Genomic DNA, 16205 nt, shown 5'->3' with positions numbered 1-16205 from the left:
TCAGCGCGCGGCGCTCCAGATAGCGTTGCTGAGGGATGCCCTTTCACTGGATCGCGGCGACACCGGCCAGCCGATGTCCTTCTGGATTTCGGGCGGCAGGCTGTTCAGCAGGCGCCGCGCCTTGCTGCGGTCATGGGCTTGTCTGATGGCGGTGCCATAGCGGCTCAGGCTTTCGAGCATTGACATCGTTGTCTCCCCTGGAGCGTTGCAGCGGCTGAAAGATATTTCCTGCCTGCCGTTCGATGCCGGTTGAATGCGCCTGCCATGTATCTGGCGAATTTCACGAAAACAGCGTTTTGGTTTCCGGATCAGACGATCCGGAAACATTTGCATGCAAATGAGTTTCGAAAGGTGTTGGCGGGGGCGGGCCGCTTATTCCCTTCCACGCCTCCGCCCCTCGTGGCCTTCGCGCGAACGCCGGCGCGGAGCGGCGTCGCCGGCAACGCCATCCTCGCTGACCGTCTTGCGCGGCGGCAGTTTCACCGCTGCCGACAGTTTCGGGAACGGATCGACCTTGTTGGGCAGCGCCATGGCGTAGACGAAATGCTCCTGGAATTTCGGTTCCAGCGCCGTCTCGATCTTCTCGATCTTGCTGACCGTGTCCTCGATCTCGCGGCGGTAGCCGCGATTGAGCAGCGCCATGCGCGCGCCGGCACCGGCGGCGTTGCCGACCGCCGAGACCTTGTCGAGGTCGCAATCCGGGATCAGGCCCAGCACCATGGCGTATTTCGGATCGATGAAGGAGCCGAAGGCGCCGGCGAAATGAATGCGGTCGACATGCTCGGTGTTCTGCTTTTCCATCAACAGCTTGGTGCCGGCATAAAGCGCTGCCTTGGCAAGCTGGATGGCGCGCACATCGGTCTGGGTGATGGTGATCTTCGGCCCATCTTCCGTCAATGCGGCGGAGCCGTCCTTCAGCACATAGGAGAAGGTGCGGCCGTTGGCCGTAACGCGTGGCGAGCGCGCCGAAAGCCCGCCGTCGATGACGCCGTCCTCGGAAATGATGCCGGCGAGATACATCTCCGCCACCACTTCGATGATGCCGGAGCCGCAGATGCCGGTGACGCCGGTCGCCTGGACGCTTTCCAGGAAGCCCGGCTCGTCGGACCACAGTTCAGAGCCGATGACGCGGTATTTTGGTTCAAGCGTATCGGGATCGATGCGCACGCGCTCGATGGCGCCGGGCGCTGCTCGCTGGCCGCCGGAGATTTCGGCGCCCTCGAAGGCAGGGCCGGTGGGCGAGGAGGCCGCAACCACCCGCTGGCGATTGCCGAGCACGATCTCGGCATTGGTGCCGACATCGACGATCAGCATCATCTCGTCCTGGCGATGCGGGCCTTCCGACAGCGTCACCGCCGCCGCATCCGCACCGACATGGCCGGCGATGCAAGGCAGCATATAGAGCCTGGCGCCCTGGTTGAGCTTGAGGCCGATGTCGGATGCCTTGATGTGCACCGCGCCCGAAACGGCGAGCGCGAAGGGGGCACCGCCAAGCTCGGTCGGATCGATGCCGAGGAACAGATGGTGCATGATCGGATTGCCGACGAAGACGCTGTCCAGGATGTCGTTGCGCTGGACATTGCCTTCGGCGCAGACCTTGTCGACGAGACCCGAGATCGCCTCACGCACGGCGACCGTCATGCCCTCGCGGCCGTCCGGGTTCATCATCACATAGGAGACGCGGCTCATCAGATCCTCGCCGAAGCGGATCTGCGGGTTCGAGGTGCCCGACGAGGCGGCGACGCGGCCCGACAGCAGCGACACCAGATGCATGGCGATGGTGGTCGAGCCGATATCGCAGGCCAGCCCATAGGCTTCGTTCTTGAGGCCGGGCCAAAGTGCTACGACGCGCGCTGTCTCAGAGTCGGCATCCTTGTAGATGGCGGCGGTCGCGGTCCAGTTGCCCTTGCGCAGGATGCCTTGCACCTGCGGCAGCAGATAAAAATCGAAATCGAGGCTTTTCAAACCCCAATCGTGCATCAGCGCGATCTTCAGCCGGTCGAGATCACCAAGCGGCTTGTGCATGTCGGGTTCTTCGATCTCGACATAGCACATGCGGATCGCCGCATCGCGGGCGATGACCCTGGTGTCGGCATCCTTGCGGATGGTCTGCGCGTTGATGACCGTATCCTGCGGCACGTCGATGACGAGGTCGCCGAGGATTTGTGCCGAGCAGGAGAGGCGACGCCGTTCGGGTAGGCCGCGGACGCGCTCATAGCGCTCTTCCTTGGCGCCCTTGGGCGTGATGTGGTCGTTGGAGGAGGTGATCTTGTGCTTGGCGAAATTGCCTTCCTGCACTTCGATCTGGCAACGCCCGCAAGTGGCGCGTCCGCCGCACACACTTTCGACATAGACGCCGAGCTGGCGCGCGGCATCGAGCACCGGGGTGCCGACAGGAAACCGCCCGCGCTTGCCCGACGGCATGAACAGCACGAGCGGGTCGGTGATGTTTGCAGGTGAATTCACGATTGCGCGCTTATCCTCGGCCCATCCGGGCTTCACGGCCGCCACGGCGGCGACCGCCATTGCCGGCGCCGTCGCCCGGCGCATTGACTTGCGTCGGGGCGGCAACGGCCTGGCCGCCTTCGGCCGGCTTGTAATCCTTGTAGGTGCGGATCCAGTTGGTGCAGTTCTCGTCGGTGCCGTTCAGTACATTGGCGCCGCGCACGGCTTCCATTTCCTGCGGGCGCACCGGGTTCATGATGGCCGAGGTCATGCCGGCGCCGATCACCATCGGGATGAAGGCGGCGTTGATGCCGTGGCGATGCGGCAGGCCGAAAGAGATGTTGGACAGGCCGCAGGTGGTGTTGACCTTGAGTTCTTCACGCAGGCGACGCAGCAGCGCGAAGACCTGGCGGCCGGCATCGCCCAGCGCGCCGATCGGCATCACCAGCGGGTCGACGACGACGTCATGCGCCGGAATGCCGAAATCGGCGCAGCGCTCGACGATCTTCTTGGCGACGGCGAAACGCACGTCCGGGTCCATCGAAATGCCGGTTTCGTCGTTGGAGATGGCGACGACCGGCACGTTGTACTTCTTGACCAGCGGCAGGATGGCTTCGAGCTTTTCTTCCTCGCCGGCGACGGAGTTGACCAGCGGGCGGCCCTTGGCAACCTTGAGTGCGGCTTCGATCGCGGCGGTGACGGAACTGTCGATCGACAGCGGCAGGTCGACCAGCCCCTGCACGATCTCCAGCGTCTGCACCAAAAGGCCGGGTTCGGTCTCGTTCGGATTGACCGAGGTGACGCCGGCATTGACGTCGAGCATGGTGGCGCCACAGGCTGCCTGCTCCAATGCGTCCCTGATGACGGTCTCGAAATTGCCCGCGATCATCTCGGCGGCCAGCTTCTTGCGGCCGGTCGGGTTGATGCGTTCGCCGATCACGCAGAACGGCTGGTCGAAGCCGATGATGATTTCTCGTGTCGCCGAAGCGACGATGGTACGGGTCATGAATTCTCTCCGCCGTGATATAAAGATTTCTTTATATCGTTGTCTGGTTTCGTTCAAGCGAATGGGTGGCCGTCCGCGCCGTCAGTGCGCGGTCTTCACCATGTCCACCTGCGTTTCGGTAATATCGTCGTGCAAGATGCTGTCGAGCCGGTCGGCGACAAGCTGATCGTCGCGGCGGATCTCACGTTTCCATGGCTGGCGGCCCTTCAGCACGCCCGATTCATCGACGATCTCGGCAACATATTCTTCCTGTCGGTAGGCCATCACGTGAACGCCGGAAACACCTGATATTTCCTTCACCTCGTTGATAATGTCGATGCAGAGCTGCTTGCCTTCCTTTTTCTGGTCCTGGGCGCCTTCCAGCCGCTTGATGACAGAATCGGGAATATGGATGCCCGGCACGTTTGAGCGGATCCACTTGGCCGTCTTGGCCGAGGCGAGCGGCCCGACGCCAACCAGGATGAAGCATTTTTCGGTATAGCCGAGGTCGCGCACCTTTTGCATGTAGGTGCGGAACATGGGCACGTCGAAGCAATACTGGCTCTGTACGAATTGCGCGCCGGCGGCGATCTTCTTGCCCAGCCGGTGCGGGCGGAAGTCGATCGGCGGCGCGAACGGATTGATCGCAGCACCCAGGAAAAGCTGCGGCGGCGTCGTCAGCTTGCGGCCGGACAGGAACTTGCCGTTGTCGCGCATGATGCGGCAGGTTTCCAGGAGCGACATGCAGTCGAGATCGAACACCGGCTTGGCGCCGGGCTGGTCTCCGGCCTGCACGCCGTCACCTGTCAGGCACAGCATGTTGGCGACGCCCATCGCAGCCCCGCCCAGCACGTCGCCCTGGATGGCGATGCGGTTCTTGTCGCGGCAGGCGATCTGCATGATCGGCGCATAGCCCATGCGCGTCAAAAGTGCGCAGATGCCGACCGAGGACATGTGGCAGTTGGCGCCCGATGCGTCGACGGCGTTGATGGCGTCGACCCAGCCGTCGAAGATTTTCGCCCTGTTGTAGACGTCTTCCGGATCGGCGCTGTCGGGCGGGTTGAGCTCCGTCGTCACAGCGAACTCGCCGCGCCGCAGTACGCGCTCCAGCCGACCGCGCGAGGTGTGGCCGGGCAGGGGTTCGAGCGGCAGGTGGATGCCGGCCGGGTTTTCGTCGCGCTGGCGGCCGATCATGCCGACGCCCCGGTGCTGGCCGCCTCATTCTTGGCGGCAGCGGCGGCTTCGCGCGCGGTGGCCGCCTGAGCGGTCACCCGCAGCCAGGCCGAGGTTTCACGCAGCGACTGGTCGACCGGCTTCTGCACGGTCAGGATCCTGTCGCTGTGCACCATGTTCTGCGAGCCTTCCCAGGCCTTGACCCAGACGCAGGGCATATCGGGCTCGACCTCGCAATTGCCGTTGGCGCGGACACCGCCGCAAGGGCCGTTGCGCAATTGCTTGGGGCAGTTCATCGGGCAAGACATGCCTGTCGAGGACAAGATGCACTGGCCGCACATGCGGCAGTCGAACATGAAGCCCTTGACGCGCTTCTCGACAAATTTGATCGGCCCTTCGACACGGCCATAGCCTATGCCTTTCCATAAGGGATGGAGGAGCAGGAACATGTCGGCGAATTTGGCGTAGAACCATTCGAGTAATCGCGAGTGCCGCACCGACCATAATCTGACCGCGAAGGAACGCTGCACGCGCCGCTGCGGCGACACGTCGGCCGGCTTGTAGTCGGATTTCGGCGCTGCCTTCTTGACCAGAGTGGCCTGGGTAACAGCCGGCCTCTCCTTGGCAGGAATGGTTTCAGACATTTTCTTTGCCGCCCGCCTTGACCAGAGCGACCAGCCGCTCGCGGTCATATCTCGTGTCGATGTCGTTGAATGCCTTCTCGACTTCGGCTTCGAGGTCGTCGCCGACCGGAATGGGATCGGCTTTGCGCCATTCGGCCAGATAGTCGTCTGTACCGCCGGCGCCGGTGCGCATGGCGCACATGTCGATCGCCTCGGTAAAGCGCAGCGGCAGTTCGCGCTTGGCGTTCTGCCGGCCCTTCTTGACGATCACCTGGGCAGGGATGTCGCGCCAGTAGACGACGATCAGATCGGCCATGAATTTTCACTCCTCGAACTATCGAGCATTGCCGCAAGCGCAGTGGTGCCGCTTGTTATGGGACGACGCGCGCGCATTCAAAAGCGACGCATATCGATGTCGTAAAATGAAAGGTGGGTTTATTCGTTTGCGGCGTGTGCCGGCGCCCGGTCCAGCGCGTCGGAAACGCTGGCGCGCAGTATGCCGTCCAGGACGAAAAACGCGCTACCAGATGCCAGTTCTGAGGCCCGTCCAGACGTAGAACCAGATCGTCGGATGATACCAGAGTTTCGAAGGCAGGCCGGGATCGATCGTCGTGAGTTTTCCAGCCAGTGCATCGCTGACAGCCTCGACGCAGATGTCGCGCGAGAACGCCGTCTGGCGTAGCGCGTGACTTGAGATGGTGTCGCCTTTTTTCGATCTGCCGCGCGCCTGCTTCAGCACGCCACCAGTGTCGACGCCAGCGTCGACGAGGTGGACAGTCGTGCCGAAATTCTCCGCATCGCCTGATACCAGAGCCCAATAGCCGCCATTCATGCCGCGATATTTCGGCGTGATGCCCGCATGGTAGTTGAGCACCGGGCAGGGCATTTTGCTCAGCATCTCAGCCGAGATTAGTCGGCAACCGTTGAGCAGCACAACGCCTGGCCGGATCTTCTGGATCGCCTGCAGGCACTCAAGCCCATTGGCCGAGGCTACCGGGATGATCTCCTGGCCTGGTCGCGGCTCAACCTCCAGCTTCTCCTCGGCAATCAGTCGCGCGCTATGACCGGCCAGGAATCGCTTGCCCAACCTACTCAGTACCATCGTGCCAAGCTGGCCGATGGCGGAAATCCAGCCTTGGCGGCGAGCCCGGCCACGCAGCAATTGCTTCTTGGATTCAGGCGTTTCGAGGACGACGCTGACAGGACCTACGCGGTCGGCGATTGCATTGATCATAGCCCAGACATGCTGGCCGCCTCCGGTGACGACCACGATCGGACGCGTATTGGATTCTGATGCTGCCATGGATCTTGCCCCCTCCAAGCAACCGTTCTCGACAATAGACGGGATGCTAGGGTGTCCGGGTTAATCCTTGGTGATCAGCTGTTCGATACACGGTCAGCGCTTGAATTCGATGATATCGAGCTTCGATTCATAGTAGGGCGCCGGAAATTCGATGCGCCATTCCTTGGCGCTGTTGCGGAAGGCGTAGCCGACCTGGTCGGTTTGCGGACCGCTGCCATAGGGCTTTGCCGGATCGCTGTTGACATAGAAGGAGCCGAGATAGATCGCGCATTTCTCGCCATCGTCGAAGAAACGGCCCCTGGTGCGCTGCGAGCCGCTGATCTTCTCCAGCCGCCAGCCGGAACCGTCATCGGTCACCTTGCACTTGAACCAGCCATAGATGACGAGCGGCAAAGGACCGCCGGCCTTGATGGTGCGGCACTGCCAGTTGCCGGTCAGGTCCTTGTCGGAAAAGGCCACCAGCGGCTTTGCCAACAGGGCATCGAGTTGCTTGACCTCGGCCGGGTTGCCTGTCTTCGCCTCGGCAAGGGCTGCCTTGCGGGTCTCGCCATATTTGTCGAGCCGCGTCTTGTCGGCCGGGGTGATGAGTTTCTGTATCTCGCCGTCGGCATGGGCGGGCAGGGCCAAACAGAGGAGGCCGAGTGCAGCTGTCAAGAGGCGAGGGGTCATCAGTGCGTTTCCATGGCTGGCAGTCTGTTTGCTTGTGGCGCACACCTTACCCGTCCACGGCGGCCTGTCATCCAGGCTCGGGTCATCGCGGGGCAAGAATTGCTTCAGGCGCGTGCAGCCGCCTGCGCCATTCCGGCCGTCAGGTCGCCATAACCGGTGGCGCGGCGTTCATAGACGAGACCGAGCATTCTGGCGGCTTTTTCGGCGATCTTGTCGAGTTCCGGATCGTTGGTCTGGGCGAGGTAGATCAGCTTCTCGTAATTGCCGAAATAGTCCTTGATCAACTCCGGGTGCTTGTCGAGGCCGAGCGGTTTCATGAAGAAAGCGTCGAACTGCCGGCAGAGGAAGTCGGTCATGTAGAACGACATCATGTCGTCGTCTGCGACTTTCGCATAGGCCTCCATGCTCTGGTAGAAGGCGAAGCAATGCGGGCCGGCCATGCGCTCGACGCCATGCTTCTCGCAGATGCGGTCGAGCAGGCCGCCGGTGCCGCAATCGGCATAGCCGACGAAGATGTTGCTGTAGCCTTGCGTCTTGGCTTTTTCGATCGCCTTGTCCATGGCCGGTGCGATGCGGTCCGGGTAGAAATGGAATTCCGCCGGCAGGCAGGTCAGGTCGAGGTGATCCAGCCCGAGCTGTTCCTTGACGGCCAGAACTTCGCGCGCAATCATCCCGCAGGCGATGACGAGCAGCCTGTCGTCTTGATTCGGTTTCGTTTTTTGCGTCTTGGCCATGGAACCAGTCGAGCGGCCTTCGTTGTTGTGGCGCTAATTTATCTGTTGAGGGAGACACCGTCCATGAAACTGCTACGCATCACGCCGATTGCCATCCTGGCCTGCGCCTTGGCCCTTGCGGCCTGCGCGAACACCGTCCGTGGCGTCGGCAGGGATGTCAAATCGACGGCCAAGGCGGTCGAGGACACCGTCACCAAGCCCTGATCCGCACGCGGCCACCTCATCATCTGGTAACAAAAAAGCCGCGCTGCAAGGGCGCGGCTTCTCCTGTCGTCCAGGCCGAATTGGCCAATCAGGCCGAAGCGCGCACATTGTGCTTGCGCTTCATGAAGTCCTTGGCGGTCTCGACCGCCACCGCCGCGTCGCGGCAATAGGCATCGGCGCCGACGGCCTTGCCGAATTCCTCGTTCAGCGGTGCGCCGCCGACCAGCACGACATAATCGTCGCGGATGCCTTTTTCCTTCATCGTATCGATGACGACCTTCATATAGGGCATGGTCGTGGTCAGCAGGGCCGACATGCCGATGATGTCGGGCTGGTGCTGTTCGATCGCATCGAGATATTTCTCGACCGCATTGTTGATGCCGAGATCGATGACGTCGAAGCCAGCGCCCTCCATCATCATGCCGACAAGGTTCTTGCCGATATCGTGGATGTCGCCCTTGACGGTGCCGATGACCATCTTGCCTTGCTTGGGCGCGCCGGTGGCGGCGAGCAGCGGGCGCAGGATGAACATGCCCGCCTTCATCGCATTGGCGGAAAGCAGCACTTCCGGCACGAACAGGATGCCGTCGCGAAAATCCTCGCCGACGATGCGCATGCCTTCGACCAGCGCCTCGGTCAGCACCTTGTAAGGCGCCCAGCCGCGCTCGAGCAGGATGTTGGTGCCTTCTTCGATCTCTTCCTTCAGCCCGTCATAGAGATCGTCGTGCATCTGCTGCACCAACTCGTCGTCGGAAAGTTCGGAAAGGATGATCTCGTCGTCGGACATTTGTATCGAGCTCCTGCCGGCATCGCGACCATGTCGCAAGGCACATATCTTCGCGTTCATACCTAACCCGCTGAGGGCATGTATCCATAGCTGATTTGCGACTTCCCGCAAAAGGAAAGCGACCGTAACTCTCTTGGAATTCTTGTCGATTTTGCGACAGGCGTTGGCGCTGGCGGGCCGTTTCGAATAGGGTGCATGGCTACGATCTGGCAAGAAGCGGCGAGAGCAGCCGCTATGGATTCCAGACAAGAACAGATTCAGGGAAGAACACCATGAGCGAACACGCGGCAGTCGATCAGGAAGCGTCAAACGCGCGACGTGGGCGCGGCGCCAGCGGCGGGGCTGCTGCCCGGCGGGCCGCGCGTTCGGGCGGAGGCCCGGGCACGCAGCTCACCTACATCAAGCGCAAGATCAACGTTTACGAGGTGCTGGACGAGGACGGCCTGGCGCTGATCGAGAAGAACACCGACACGGTGCTCGAGGAGATCGGCATCATCTTCCGCGACGATGCAGAAGCGCTGCAACTGTGGAAAGAGGCCGGCGCCGACGTCAAGGGCGAGCGCGTGCATTTCCCGAAGGGGCTGTGCCGTTCGCTGCTCAAGACCGCACCGTCCGTCTACACCCAGCACGCCCGCAATTCCGAGCGTTCGGTGCAGATCGGTGGCAATGCCACCGTGTTCGCGCCGGTCTATGGCCCGCCCTTCGTGCGTGACCTCGACGGTGTCAGGCGCTACGCGACGATCGAGGATTTCCAGAATTTCGTTAAGCTCGCCTATATGGCGCCGTCGATCCACCATTCGGGCGGCACGGTATGCGAGCCGGTCGATGTGCCGGTCAACAAGCGCCACCTCGACATGATCTACAGCCACATCAAATATTCCGATAAGCCGTTCATGGGCTCGGTGACCGCGCCGGAACGCGCCGAGGACACCGTCGCCATGGCCAAGATCGTGTTCGGTGACGATTTCGTCGAGAACAACACGGTGCTGACCAGCCTGATCAACGCCAACTCGCCGATGGTGTTCGACGAGACCATGCTCGGTGCGCTGAAGGTCTATGCGCGCCACAACCAGGCCTGCATCGTCACGCCGTTCATCCTCGCCGGCGCGATGAGCCCGGTGACGGTGGCCGGCACGCTGACGCAGGTTCTGGCCGAAGTGCTGGCCGGCGCGTCGTTCACGCAGCTCATCCGGCCAGGCGCGCCGGTGCTGTTCGGCACCTTCGCCTCGTCGATCTCGATGCAGTCGGGAGCGCCGACCTTCGGCACGCCGGAGCCGTCGCTGGTTTCCTATGGCGCCGCACAACTGGCGCGCCGTCTCGGCCTGCCGTTCCGCACCGGCGGCTCGCTCTGCGCGTCCAAGGTTCCGGATGCACAAGCGGCTTATGAAAGCGCCAACACGCTGAACTCGACCATCCTGGCCGGCACCAATTTCGTGCTGCACTCGGCCGGCTGGCTCGAGGGCGGGCTGGCCTCCTGCTACGAAAAGTTCATGATGGACATCGACCAGCTCGGCATGACGCAGAAATTCTCCGAAGGCGTCGACCTGTCGGAAAACGGCCAGGCGATGGACGCCATCCGCCAGGTCGGGCCGGGCAGCCACTATCTCGGCTGCGACCACACCCAGGCCAATTTCCAGACCGCCTTCTACCGCTCCAACATCGCCGACAACAATTCCTACGAGCAGTGGCTGGCCGAAGGCGAGAAGACAGCGCCGCAGCGCGCCAACGAACTCGCCCGCCGCTGGCTGGAAAGCTATGAGGCGCCGCATCTCGATCCGAGCATCGACGAAGCGTTGAAGGACTTCATCGCCAAGAAGAAGGGGTCGATGCCCGACGCCTTCACTTGAAAGGAGCCCGAGTCAGGCGGGGCTAAAGTCGCCAACATCATCCACAAGGAAGTCTGGCGGAGCGCGTTCTCCGATCCGGACAAGAAGGGATGATTACGCCCGCCGGCAGCGTTGACCGCATTGCTGCGGCGCTTCTCGCCAACGGCCTTGTTCTTCGCGGCGGCTTCAATTTTACGCCAAGCGATGCGCCGCCAACGGGATCATCGGGTGCGCCGGCAGCGGCCGTCCTGCTGGTGGGGCAGGCGGGCGCGGCACCCTGGCCGCATTTCCTGCGTTGGTGGGAGCAACAGCCACAGGCAATCGCCAATCCGCTCGACACATGGTCGCGCGAAGTGATCGGCGCCGTGGCGCGGGATTTTGGCGCACGGGCGATTTCTCCGTCGGACAAGCCCTATCTGCCGTTCCAGCAATGGGCGATGCGGGCGGAGGGGCTGAAACCGTCGCCGCTCGGCATCCTCATGCATCCGCGCTACGGGCTATGGCATGCCTACCGCGGTGTGCTGCTGTTTGACGACGAAATTCCAGTTCAAGTTGCCGAGGCAGCGCCCCACCTTTGCGATAGCTGCGCCGAGAAACCCTGCCTGAAATCCTGCCCGGTCGACGCCTATTCCGTGCAAGGATTCGCTTATCAATCCTGCCTGGCGCATGTGGGGGGAGCGAATGGCGAACCCTGCCGCAGCGGCGGTTGCCTCGATCGCAATGCGTGCCCCTATGGCACGGGGTATCGCTATCCGCCGGAGGTCCAGGCCTTTCACATGGCGAGCTTCGCACGAGCCACCAGCTGATCCGTTCCCATTGCATGGTGCTCGTTGGCTTCGATGAGCATCTTGACGGCAGCTAGAAGCAGGCCTATTCATCAAGTCATCTGATGACTTATGAATAGGCCTATGCAACCCGCCACCAGAACCAATCTCACCGACAGCGCCACCAGCAGCCTGCGTGCGGAGATCGTCAGCGGCCGCTGGGGCGTCGGCGAGCGCATTCCCAATGAGGCAGCCCTGACCGACCTTCTGTCGGTCAGCCGCGGCACGGTGCGCGAGGCGGTGCGGGTGCTGGTCTCGCAAGGATTGCTGGATACGCGCCAGGGCTCGGGCACATATGTGCGCTCTACCGTCGATGCCTCTGCCGCGCTCGACCGGGTCAAGCGCACCGGCCTGCGCGATCAGTGGGAGGCGCGGGCGGCGCTCGACCTGGAGGCGGCACGGCTCGCCGCCATGCGCCACACGCCAGCCGATCTTGAGACGATGCGGCAACTGCTTGCCGAACGCGGCACCGTCGCGGGCGGCGGAAGCGATGCCTTCATCCGGCGCGATCTCGCTTTCCACAAATCGGTTGTCGCGGCGTCCGGCAACAAAGCGATGATGGAGCTCTACGACTTCTTCACCGCCGCCATCACCGAGACCATCCATGCCACCATCGACGGCGATCTGCCCGAACCGGACCACCAGGCGCATGCGGCAATCGTCGACGCCATTGCCGCGAGCAATCCCGAGCGCGCCGTTGCCGCTGTTCGCGCCTTCATGGCGCCGGTGCTTGCCCAACTTGAAAGACTGCTTTCGCAATGAACCAGAGTTTTCGTCAGCCTGACCCGACGGCGCAATCCGCCGCCATCGAGGGTCTGGAACTCATCGATGCCGAGGCCGACAGCCTGCCCGTGCCGCAGCCGCCTGAACTGCGCAGCCGTGCGGCGCGCATCGTGCTTGGCGCGAGCCTTGTGCTGATCGCCTTCAGCTTGAGGCCGCTGTTTTCGAGCCTGTCGGTGCTGTTGCCCGAGGTGATGCAGGCAACCGGGCTGTCGACGACGGGCGCCAGCCTGCTGACGACGCTGCCCGTCCTGTGCCTCGGCCTGTTCGCGCCCTTCGCGCCAAGGCTTGCGCAGCGCTATGGAGCCGAGCGCACCTTGCTCGGGGCGCTCGCCTTGCTGGTGCTGGGAACCGGCCTGCGCTGGTTCGGTACGGTTCCCCTGCTGTTTGTCGCCACCTTCCTGGCCGGCGGCGCCATTGCCATCGGCAATGTGCTGCTGCCAGGCCTGGTGAAGCGCGATTTCGCCGACAGGGCCGCCGTCATGACCGGGCTCTACACCATGGCGCTCTGTGCCGGCTCGGCGGCCGCCGCCGGCTTCACACTGCCGATCGAGCATTTTGTCACCGGTTCATGGTCCGGGGCACTTGCTGCCTGGGCGGTGCCTACACTGGTCGTGCTTTTGATCTGGATTCCGCAGGCGCTGGGCAGCCGTCGGCAGGTCAGTCATCGGGGCTTTCGCGTCGTTGGTCTCTGGCGCGATCGCCTGGCTTGGCAGGTGACGCTGTTCATGGGCCTGCAGTCGGCACTTGCCTATTGCATCTTCGGTTGGCTGGCGCCGATCCTGCGCGAGCGTGGCTTCGATGCGGCCACCGCCGGCGCCATGGTTTCGGTCTCTGTCATGGCGCAGGTCATCACCTGCCTCGCCGTGCCGTCCTTCGCGATGCGGCTGAAAGACCAGCGCGGCATCAATGTGGCGCTCGTTGCCACGGCGGTGATCGCGCTGCTCGGCATTCTGTTCGCACCGACCTCGACCGTGCTGTTCTGGGCGATCCTGCAAGGCATCGGGCAGGGCGGCCTGATCGCGGCTGCCATGAGCCTGATCGTGCTGCGTTCGCCGGATTCGCATGTCGCCGCGCATCTTTCAGGCATGGCGCAAGGCGTCGGCTATGTGCTGGCGGCATTCGGCCCGCTGCTGGTGGGCCTGATCCGCGACTGGACCGGCAGTTTTTCGGGAACGGCGTTCCTGTTCGTCGCGCTCGGGCTTGGCGTAGCCATTATGGGGCTCGGTGCCGGCCGCGCGCTGCATGTCGGTGCGCGGACGGTGCGAGAAGGCTAGCAATAGCGTCACGCAATCCCGCACGAAATTTTGACTGCCATGCTCAGGGAGCGCCTTGCCGTATAGGCTTGCGCGGATATGTATCGCGCATCTGTCGAACGGAGCGAGCGATGACGAAACACGACCTTCAGATCAAGACCAGGGATGGTGTTGCCAATGCCGGGCTTTTCCGCTCGGCAAACGCATCTCCTGCCAAGGCCGGCGTCATTCTCTATCAGGACGCCTTTGGTCCGCGGCCGGCGCTCGACAGTATGGCGGAGCGGCTGGCGAATGAAGGCTATGCGGTGCTGGTGCCCGACCTGTTCTACCGCAATGCACCCTACGGGCCGTTCGACGCCAAGACCGCCTTCGCCGAGGAAAAGACCAAAATCCCGCTGATGGCGCTGGTCACCGGCACGACGCAGGAGATGACCATCCGCGACAGCGGTGCGTTCCTCGATGCGCTTGCTGCCGAGGGCATCACCGGGCCGATCGGCACCATCGGCTATTGCATGGGCGGCGGTCGATCATTGAATGCGGCTGCAACCTATCCCAAACGGATAAAAGCGGCCGCAAGCTTCCATGGCGGCAATCTGGCCGGCGACGCCGCCGACAGCCCGCATCGCAAGGCAGCCTCGATCAAGGCGCGTGTCTATGTCGGCACATCCGGCGTCGACAGGAGTTTCCCGCCGGAACAGTCGGCGCGGCTGGCCGAGGCGCTCAGGGTTGCGGAAGTAGATCATGTCATCGAGAACTATGCCGGCATGGCGCATGGCTGGTGCGTGCCCGATCACAGCGTTTTCAATGCCGCGGGCGCCGAACGCCACTGGAAGCGCTTGACGACGTTGTTCGCAGAGACGCTGATCTGAGCCTTTGCCTGGCTGTTCTTGCCTGTTGGCTGTCCGCCCCGTTCGCGGTATCAGGCAGCACAAATGCGCTGCGCCGGATGAGTGGGCCGAGCGGGAACGAACAGCCTGATGCAATCCTATGATGTCGTGATCATCGGCGCGGGTGCCGCCGGAATGATGTGCGCCGTGGAGGCGGCCAAGCGCGGCCGTTCTGTGCTGATCCTCGATCATGCGGCGGCGCCTGGCGAGAAGATCCGCATCTCCGGCGGGGGCCGGTGCAATTTCACCAACGTCCATGCCAGCCCGAAGAATTTTCTGTCGGGCAATCCGCATTTCTGCATTTCGGCGCTCAGCCGCTATACGCAACGCGATTTCATCGCCCTCGTCGAACGCCACCGCATCGCCTATCACGAAAAGACGCTTGGGCAGTTGTTCTGCGACGGCTCCGCACGCCAGATCATCGACATGCTGGTCTCGGAAATGCAGGACAAGGGCGCCGAACTGGTGCTGTCGACCAGCGTTGAGGATGTCCGCAAAATCGTTGAGGGGTTTGTGCTCACTCTCTCCACGGGCACGATTAGCTGCCAGTCTCTGGTCGTGGCCTGCGGCGGCAAGTCGATCCCCAAGATGGGGGCGACCGGTTTCGGCTACGAGCTTGCCGAACGGTTTGGGCTTGCCATCGTCGAAACGCGGCCGGCGCTGGTGCCGCTGACCTTTGACGCAAACACGCTCGAAGGGCTCGCGCCGCTGGCCGGCAACGCCGTCGACGCGGAAGTCGCCTGCGGCAAGACGCAGTTCTCCGAAGCGATGCTGTTCACGCATCGCGGCGTCAGCGGACCATCCATCCTGCAAATCTCGTCCTATTGGCGCGAGGGCGACGAAATCCGCATCGCCATGCTGCCGGGAGTTGATGTGGCGGACCTCATTCGTAGTGCCAAGCGCGGTAATGGGCGGCAGGCGGTGCAGACCGTGCTGGCAAATCACCTGCCGAAGCGGCTGGCGCAGTCGATCGCCGAACGAACCGGCATCGACGGCAACCTCGCCGATCTTGCGGACGCCCAGATCAAAACCATAGCTGCCGCAGTCAATGACTGGCGCATCAAGCCTGCCGGTTCTGAGGGCTACCGCACCGCCGAAGTGACACTGGGCGGGGTCGACACCAACGGGCTGGACCAGAAGACGATGCAGGCGAAATCCGTGCCGGGCCTGTTTTTCATCGGCGAAGCCGTCGATGTCACGGGTTGGCTGGGCGGTTATAATTTCCAGTGGGCATGGTCGTCTGGCTGGGTGGCAGGCCAGGCAGCATAGACTTACTTCCGTGGCTTCGCCCCAGTAGCTGCCGGCGCCTTTTTCTTCTTTTTGGCCTTGTTGTAATCGATGGCGGCACGGACGAGCTCTTTCAAAGCGCTCTCATTGAGCGTGTCGCTCTTGAACACATCGATAGCCCGCCACACCTTGCCGCCAAAACCATTGTTGAACAGCCTGTCGGGATCCGGCAGGCTGGCGCCATGGGAAAAGGTCAGCTTCACCTTGTCCTTGTGGGCGTTGCCGACCACGATGTTGCCGTCGAGGCACCATACCGGGCTGCCCATCCACTTCCACTCCTCGATGATGTCCGGGTCGGCTGCAAGGATGGTCTTGCGGATGTCGGCGAGCGTCTCGCCGCGCCAGTCCGAGAGACCGGCGATCAGCTGGTCGATCTGTTGCGAGGGGGTCATTTGGTGTCTCCTGTGCGTCGACGCGTTCAA

At 62.8% G+C, this 16205-nt stretch carries 18 protein-coding genes; 7 read left to right on the top strand and 11 right to left on the bottom strand.

What is annotated here, in order from left to right:
* The 9 genes from M729_RS0101160 to M729_RS0101120 form a co-directional block, all read right to left on the bottom strand.
* Entirely contained in the window at positions 1-186 is a 186-nt protein-coding gene (locus tag M729_RS0101160) for a hypothetical protein (RefSeq protein ID WP_027160508.1), read from the bottom strand.
* Between the two features lie 186 nt (positions 187-372).
* Positions 373-2526 carry an ASKHA domain-containing protein gene (locus M729_RS0101155; RefSeq protein WP_032807954.1) on the bottom strand — a complete coding sequence of 718 codons (2154 nt, stop codon included), beginning with the start codon at positions 2524-2526 and terminating at the stop codon, positions 373-375.
* The gene (locus tag M729_RS0101150) at positions 2477-3451 is read right to left on the bottom strand and encodes a methyltetrahydrofolate cobalamin methyltransferase (RefSeq protein ID WP_027160506.1); all 975 of its coding nucleotides are present in this window, start codon (positions 3449-3451) and stop codon (positions 2477-2479) included. Before M729_RS0101150 ends, M729_RS0101155 begins: the two co-directional genes overlap by 50 nt.
* Positions 3452-3532: 81 nt before the next feature.
* On the bottom strand, positions 3533-4624 hold the full coding sequence (locus M729_RS0101145) for a methylenetetrahydrofolate reductase (RefSeq protein ID WP_013531168.1): 1092 nt from the start codon (positions 4622-4624) through the stop codon (positions 3533-3535).
* Entirely contained in the window at positions 4621-5247 is a 627-nt protein-coding gene (locus M729_RS0101140) for a methylenetetrahydrofolate reductase C-terminal domain-containing protein (RefSeq protein WP_013531169.1), read from the bottom strand. Before M729_RS0101140 ends, M729_RS0101145 begins: the two co-directional genes overlap by 4 nt.
* Positions 5240-5542, bottom strand: coding sequence for a virulence factor (locus tag M729_RS0101135; RefSeq protein ID WP_013531170.1), 303 nt, complete (start codon positions 5540-5542; stop codon positions 5240-5242). Before M729_RS0101135 ends, M729_RS0101140 begins: the two co-directional genes overlap by 8 nt.
* 204 nt (positions 5543-5746) lie before the next feature.
* Entirely contained in the window at positions 5747-6529 is a 783-nt protein-coding gene (locus M729_RS0101130) for a formyl transferase (protein ID WP_027160505.1), read from the bottom strand.
* Between the two features lie 93 nt (positions 6530-6622).
* The gene (locus M729_RS0101125; RefSeq protein WP_027160504.1) at positions 6623-7198 is read right to left on the bottom strand and encodes a DUF4893 domain-containing protein; all 576 of its coding nucleotides are present in this window, start codon (positions 7196-7198) and stop codon (positions 6623-6625) included.
* 104 nt (positions 7199-7302) lie between these two features.
* Entirely contained in the window at positions 7303-7932 is a 630-nt protein-coding gene (locus M729_RS0101120) for a DUF1638 domain-containing protein (protein ID WP_027160503.1), read from the bottom strand.
* Here M729_RS0101120 and M729_RS1000000139825 point away from each other — a divergent pair.
* Entirely contained in the window at positions 7918-8136 is a 219-nt protein-coding gene (locus M729_RS1000000139825; RefSeq protein WP_318011966.1) for a hypothetical protein, read from the top strand. The two genes, M729_RS0101120 and M729_RS1000000139825, sit on opposite strands and share 15 nt — an antisense overlap.
* 88 nt (positions 8137-8224) lie before the next feature.
* Here M729_RS1000000139825 and M729_RS0101110 read toward each other — a convergent pair whose 3' ends face one another.
* On the bottom strand, positions 8225-8923 hold the full coding sequence (locus tag M729_RS0101110; RefSeq protein WP_013531175.1) for a cobalamin-binding protein: 699 nt from the start codon (positions 8921-8923) through the stop codon (positions 8225-8227).
* A 272-nt stretch (positions 8924-9195) separates the two neighbouring features.
* Between M729_RS0101110 and M729_RS0101105 the strand changes: the two genes are divergently transcribed.
* The 6 genes from M729_RS0101105 to M729_RS0101080 all read left to right on the top strand — a co-directional run bounded on the left by M729_RS0101105 (position 9196) and on the right by M729_RS0101080 (position 15765).
* The gene (locus M729_RS0101105; protein ID WP_027160502.1) at positions 9196-10770 is read left to right on the top strand and encodes a trimethylamine methyltransferase family protein; all 1575 of its coding nucleotides are present in this window, start codon (positions 9196-9198) and stop codon (positions 10768-10770) included.
* 89 nt (positions 10771-10859) lie between these two features.
* On the top strand, positions 10860-11555 hold the full coding sequence (locus M729_RS0101100) for a 4Fe-4S dicluster domain-containing protein (RefSeq protein WP_027160501.1): 696 nt from the start codon (positions 10860-10862) through the stop codon (positions 11553-11555).
* Between the two features lie 102 nt (positions 11556-11657).
* Positions 11658-12335, top strand: coding sequence for a FadR/GntR family transcriptional regulator (locus M729_RS0101095; protein WP_013531178.1), 678 nt, complete (start codon positions 11658-11660; stop codon positions 12333-12335).
* Positions 12332-13630 (top strand): MFS transporter, encoded by a 1299-nt coding sequence (locus M729_RS0101090; protein ID WP_027160500.1) that lies wholly within the window; start codon positions 12332-12334, stop codon positions 13628-13630. The genes M729_RS0101095 and M729_RS0101090 overlap by 4 nt, the downstream gene beginning before the upstream one ends.
* Positions 13631-13740: 110 nt before the next feature.
* Positions 13741-14478 carry a dienelactone hydrolase family protein gene (locus M729_RS0101085; protein WP_027160499.1) on the top strand — a complete coding sequence of 246 codons (738 nt, stop codon included), beginning with the start codon at positions 13741-13743 and terminating at the stop codon, positions 14476-14478.
* A gap of 108 nt (positions 14479-14586) precedes the next feature.
* On the top strand, positions 14587-15765 hold the full coding sequence (locus M729_RS0101080) for an NAD(P)/FAD-dependent oxidoreductase (protein WP_027160498.1): 1179 nt from the start codon (positions 14587-14589) through the stop codon (positions 15763-15765).
* Positions 15766-15767: 2 nt separating this feature from the next.
* Here M729_RS0101080 and M729_RS0101075 read toward each other — a convergent pair whose 3' ends face one another.
* The gene (locus M729_RS0101075; RefSeq protein WP_027160497.1) at positions 15768-16175 is read right to left on the bottom strand and encodes a DUF1801 domain-containing protein; all 408 of its coding nucleotides are present in this window, start codon (positions 16173-16175) and stop codon (positions 15768-15770) included.
* Between the last annotated feature and the right edge of the window lie 30 nt (positions 16176-16205).

It is taken from the genome of Mesorhizobium sp. WSM1293, from assembly GCF_000513875.1.
GTDB lineage: Bacteria > Pseudomonadota > Alphaproteobacteria > Rhizobiales > Rhizobiaceae > Mesorhizobium > Mesorhizobium ciceri.
The sequence above is the reverse complement of the archived record's forward strand: the minus strand, read 5'-3'. Positions and strand labels throughout refer to the sequence as shown.